5 protein-coding genes are annotated in these 4,458 nt (G+C 44.5%); 2 read left to right on the top strand and 3 right to left on the bottom strand.

All coding sequences use genetic code 11. The features are described 5' to 3' along the window. Positions 1 to 695, top strand: a 695-nt coding sequence (gene cysZ, locus ACWVCM_RS09950) for a sulfate transporter CysZ (protein ID WP_455201593.1), incomplete at its 5' end; no start/stop codon positions are given. 46 nt (positions 696 to 741) lie between these two features. Here cysZ and ACWVCM_RS09945 read toward each other — a convergent pair. The 3 genes from ACWVCM_RS09945 to ACWVCM_RS09935 all read right to left on the bottom strand — a co-directional run bounded on the left by ACWVCM_RS09945 (position 742) and on the right by ACWVCM_RS09935 (position 3,440). Beyond that, entirely contained in the window at positions 742 to 1,251 is a 510-nt protein-coding gene (locus ACWVCM_RS09945; RefSeq protein WP_455201592.1) for a DUF5658 family protein, read from the bottom strand. A 222-nt stretch (positions 1,252 to 1,473) separates the two neighbouring features. After that, the gene (locus tag ACWVCM_RS09940) at positions 1,474 to 2,661 is read right to left on the bottom strand and encodes a pyridoxal phosphate-dependent aminotransferase (RefSeq protein ID WP_455201591.1); all 1,188 of its coding nucleotides are present in this window, start codon (positions 2,659 to 2,661) and stop codon (positions 1,474 to 1,476) included. A gap of 5 nt (positions 2,662 to 2,666) precedes the next feature. Next, on the bottom strand, positions 2,667 to 3,440 hold the full coding sequence (locus tag ACWVCM_RS09935) for an HAD family hydrolase (protein ID WP_455201590.1): 774 nt from the start codon (positions 3,438 to 3,440) through the stop codon (positions 2,667 to 2,669). A gap of 233 nt (positions 3,441 to 3,673) precedes the next feature. Between ACWVCM_RS09935 and dksA the strand changes: the two genes are divergently transcribed. After that, the gene (gene dksA / locus ACWVCM_RS09930; RefSeq protein WP_455201589.1) at positions 3,674 to 4,381 is read left to right on the top strand and encodes an RNA polymerase-binding protein DksA; all 708 of its coding nucleotides are present in this window, start codon (positions 3,674 to 3,676) and stop codon (positions 4,379 to 4,381) included. Positions 4,382 to 4,458: the final 77 nt, after the last annotated feature.

Here is a 4,458-nt window from a genome sequence, read left to right as displayed (position 1 = left end):
TTAAAGGTCTGCAATTAATCTTTTCTCCGGGGGTACGAAGCTACGTCATCATCCCGATACTAATTAATACGGCAATTTTCATTGCAGCGATCTGGTTGGGATTTGCTTATATTGGCCAAGGAATTGACTGGTTAATGGCGAAACTGCCGGACTGGCTACATTGGGTAAGCTGGATTCTTTACATTATTTTCGGTTTAGTCTGTTTGCTGTTTGTATTTTTCACCTTCTCATTACTCGCTAACATTGTTGCGGCGCCGTTTAATGACTTGCTTTGTAGTGCAGTCATTAAAAAACTCGGTGGAAAAACCGTCATTGATGACGCTGGTGCACGTGGATTCATTCAGCAATTCCTGCCTTCAATATTAAACGAGATAAGAAAGTTTGTTTATTTTATTGGCTGGTCAATTCCATTTCTAATTTTACTGGTTATACCGGGGGTAAATATTATTGGCTCCGTCCTCTGGTTCCTGTTCACAGCCTGGATGTTAAACCTGGAGTATATGGACTACCCTATGAGCCAGCAAAATCTCGAATTCACGAAACAACGAGGCATGCTGAAACAACGCAAGATTTTATCGTACAGTTTTGGTAGTGCAGTGAACGTTGCGACATTAATCCCGGTCGCGAATTTCCTGGTAATGCCGGCTGCTGTTGCAGGTGCAACAGCATTGTGGCTGGAAAAATACGAAAAATAAATCAGTGGTTGGATAAGCCGCGTAATGCGACTATTAGCATGAAAAACTAGAAAAAGTATTTTACAAATGGAAGCACGACCAGCATAAACAATTCATAAGTTACCAGGATAGCGTAAAGCACCAGGCTGCCATACAGAATCTGATAGCCACTGATACGGTTGAGAATGCGAAAGTTTTTGTGCATTACCAGGAACATTATGCCAAAGGCGGTCAGGCCAAACTTCACGAAAAAGAACTGTTCAAAATCCTGTTTAATAAAATAATCCATAACAGGATTCAGTTCGTAGCTGCCGTAGAAATTCAACAGCGTCATAGTAAAGAAAGCATCCGCGACGCATAAGATGAGTGCCCCGACCGCTACAAAAAATAACCGCGGTTCATGCACGTCAACATAGTGAGCACTATCAGCATCATCGGTGCGGCGTTGGTTCGAACGACGACGTAGAAAAATAGCGCCATAAATCGTACGCCAGGAATTGCTGCGTCGATCCAGGGCAACCTCTCGCATACATTCAAAATCAGAAGTTTCTTTTACACTGCTAAAGGAATCAGACATATTGAGTAAATCACCAAAAATATATGTTGAAACAATTAGTTAATATTAATTATATTACCTAAATCACTAAACTGAACAAATATTAACCATTCTATCTTAAATGAAGATTAATTCTGTGACCCACCGTTCAGATCAATCAGTTTACCAAAGTACAATAATTAACCAAGCCAGGATATGTCAGTTTCAGCATAAAATACAGTTATTGCAGTACTCTATTGTTTTTTAAGAAATTCTTGACGTGCCTGCGAGGTATTGACGAATTTTTTCAATCCCCTTCTCTAACTGTTCCAGGGCCGTGGTATAAGCAAACCGAACATATCGATGACTTCGATGGCTACCGAAGTCTTTACCGGGAGTGATAGCCACACCTGATTCCTGCAAAAGTGAATGGCAAAATTCAAAACTATCGTCGGTCAACTGGGAGCAATCAGCGTACAGGTAGAAAGCGCCTTCAGGCTTAACGAGCAATTTAAAACCCAATTCCTGAATCGCCGGAGCCAGGAAATCCCGCCTGCGTTGAAACTCTTCACGTTGGGATTCGAGTATCTGGATAGACTCATCGTCAAATGCCGCCATTGCTGCATACTGGGCCAGGGTTGAAGGTGCGAGAAAAATATTTTGCGCCAGTTTGTCGACGTGCTCCTGATAGCTGGGAGGCACAACTAACCACCCCAGCCGCCAGCCGGTCATACAAAAATACTTGGAAAAGCTGTTAATCACGAACGCATGGTTGGACTGTCCGGCAATTGTTGAAACCTCGTGATCGTAAACCAGCCCCTGGTAGATCTCGTCCATTAATAGATGGTAATGCCTGGTTTCTGCATCAGTAATCCATTCCTTAATGTGAGCCGGTGTTAATAAAGTACCGGTTGGATTGGAAGGTGACGCTAACATCACTGCTGTAATGTCGTTCGCCGGTGACCGGGTCAATGTTTCAAGCGTTAACTGGTAGTCAGTACTGTCATCAACAGGAATACCAATGGGGTCACCTTCAAACATGCGGACAAAATGGCGGTTGCAGGGATAACCCGGATCGCTCATCGCAACTTTATCTCCCGGATCAACGAGCACACCGAGTGCAAGCAACAAAGCACCGGAGGCACCTGGCGTGATGATGATTTGATTCGGGCTGATATCACGATCAAACTGTGATCTATAAAATTCTGCAATCCGCTCTCTTAAGGCTGGCAATCCTACGGCCGGTGTGTAGTGGGTCTGCCCTTTTTTTAATGCGGCTTCTGCCGCACGAATTACCGGTTCTGGCGTGACAAAATCCGGTTCACCAATTTCCATGTGAATGACTTCTTTCCCCTGCGCCTCCATTTGTTTGGCAATAGCCAACAAATTCATCACATGAAACGGCTCTATGTGAGACATACGATTGGCGAGCTTGTCAGGGTAATCACTCATGGCGGTTACGCTTTTTGAAAATGGCGATGAATGCTTTTGGCTAACTCAATATTGAAGTAGCTATATTTGCCGGCGTCGCCCTGTAACACCTGAAAGGGAACGTCAGGTTCTCCCAGCTGATCGAGCACCAGGGCAGCCGCATCGAAGTTATGATCTCGCGTATAGTCGTTAATAGTAATGACCGTCGTCAATTCAGCATCGCGTGTCGCATGAATGCCGTTCTCAGAATCTTCAAAGGCCAGGCATTGACTGGCAGTCAACCCTAACTCCTGCATCACATAGAAATAGATATCGGGTGCTGGTTTTTTATGAGGGACCACATCCCCTGCTCCAATAACATCAAACCAGGACATTGCTTCTGAACCCAGCGTGTTATTAATCAGCGCTTCAACATTTTCAACCGTAGTGGTTGTCGCAACAGCTAATCGCAAACCCTGCTCGCGGGCCTCCAGAAACAAACGTTCAATGCCCGGCCTTAAGGGTATGCTGCCCTGCCCTAGCATTTCCGTATAGAAACGGGTTTTGGCGGCATGCAGATCGGCAATAAATTGTGTTAAATCACCCTCTACTGAAAAATCCGGTCGATGTAGGTCGAGATAATATTTTATACGCTCTTTACCACCCGTAACCGTCAGTAATTCACCATAAAGTGGTACTGACCAATCCCAGTCCAATCCAGCTTCCTTAAACGCTAAATTAAATGCGACCCGGTGACCGTCTCGCTCCGTATCCGCCAATGTGCCATCGACATCAAACAGTAATGCTTTCAATTCCGACATATGTCTTTTTCCTGATTAAAATATTGATCGTTTAATAGTCAGTTTTTCCGATTAGTGCGTTTTAGCGCACGCATAATACACTGAAATGGCTGGCAAATCGCCGCTACAATCTTTAAGGCTAAAATCCACTCAAACCCCGCGCAAAACCGTGAAATTGTTGTGTTTCGTATCCAAGTTTGATATAAGATGCGCCCTTATATTTTCCATATGCTGAGATGCAGGAGCTGCAATACATGGCTGCAAAAAAGAAAGCGGTAAAAAAGAAAGCGGTTAAGAAAACCGTTAAGAAGGCGAAAGCAAAAGCGACAGCTAAGAAGAAAACCACCAGCAAGAAAAAGGTGGCGGCGAAAAAATCGGCGAAAAAAGCTGTGAAAAAAGCAGCACCCAAGGCAAAAGCAAAAACCACCAAGAAAAAAGCTGCCAAAAAAGCAGCACCCAAGGCAAAAGCAAAAGCAGCCGCTCCAAAACCTAAGAAATCCAAATCCGCTGCAAAACCAGCCAGGAAAGCGCCTCACACCGGAGACGATCTGGGTTATACGGACTTCACCCCCTATGAAATGAAAAAGGGGGAAGATTACATGAACGCGGAACAAATCGAACATTTTCGCGAGCTGTTAAATAGCTGGAAATCTGAATTGATGGAAAAAGTGGACGAAACCGTCCATCACATGCAGGACGAAGCGGCGAACTTCCCAGATCCTAACGATCGCGCTACCCAGGAATCTGACTTCACCATGGAGTTACGGACACGCGACCGGGAACGCAAATTGATCAAGAAAATTGAAGAATCTCTTAATCTTCTGGATAACGATGAGTACGGCTACTGTGAATCGTGCGGCATCGAGATTGGCGTTCGACGCCTCGAAGCCCGTCCAACCGCCACAGAATGTATTGATTGCAAAACCCTTAACGAAATCAAGGAAAAACAATACGGTAAATAGAGTCACCAAGCTTCAGACTTTATCGTTCACCGGCAATCAACCTATACTCGGTATTATTGAATCGTTGTAATACTGTG

It is taken from the genome of Kaarinaea lacus (assembly GCF_975902315.1).
This window is presented reverse-complemented; position numbering and strand designations above follow the sequence as displayed.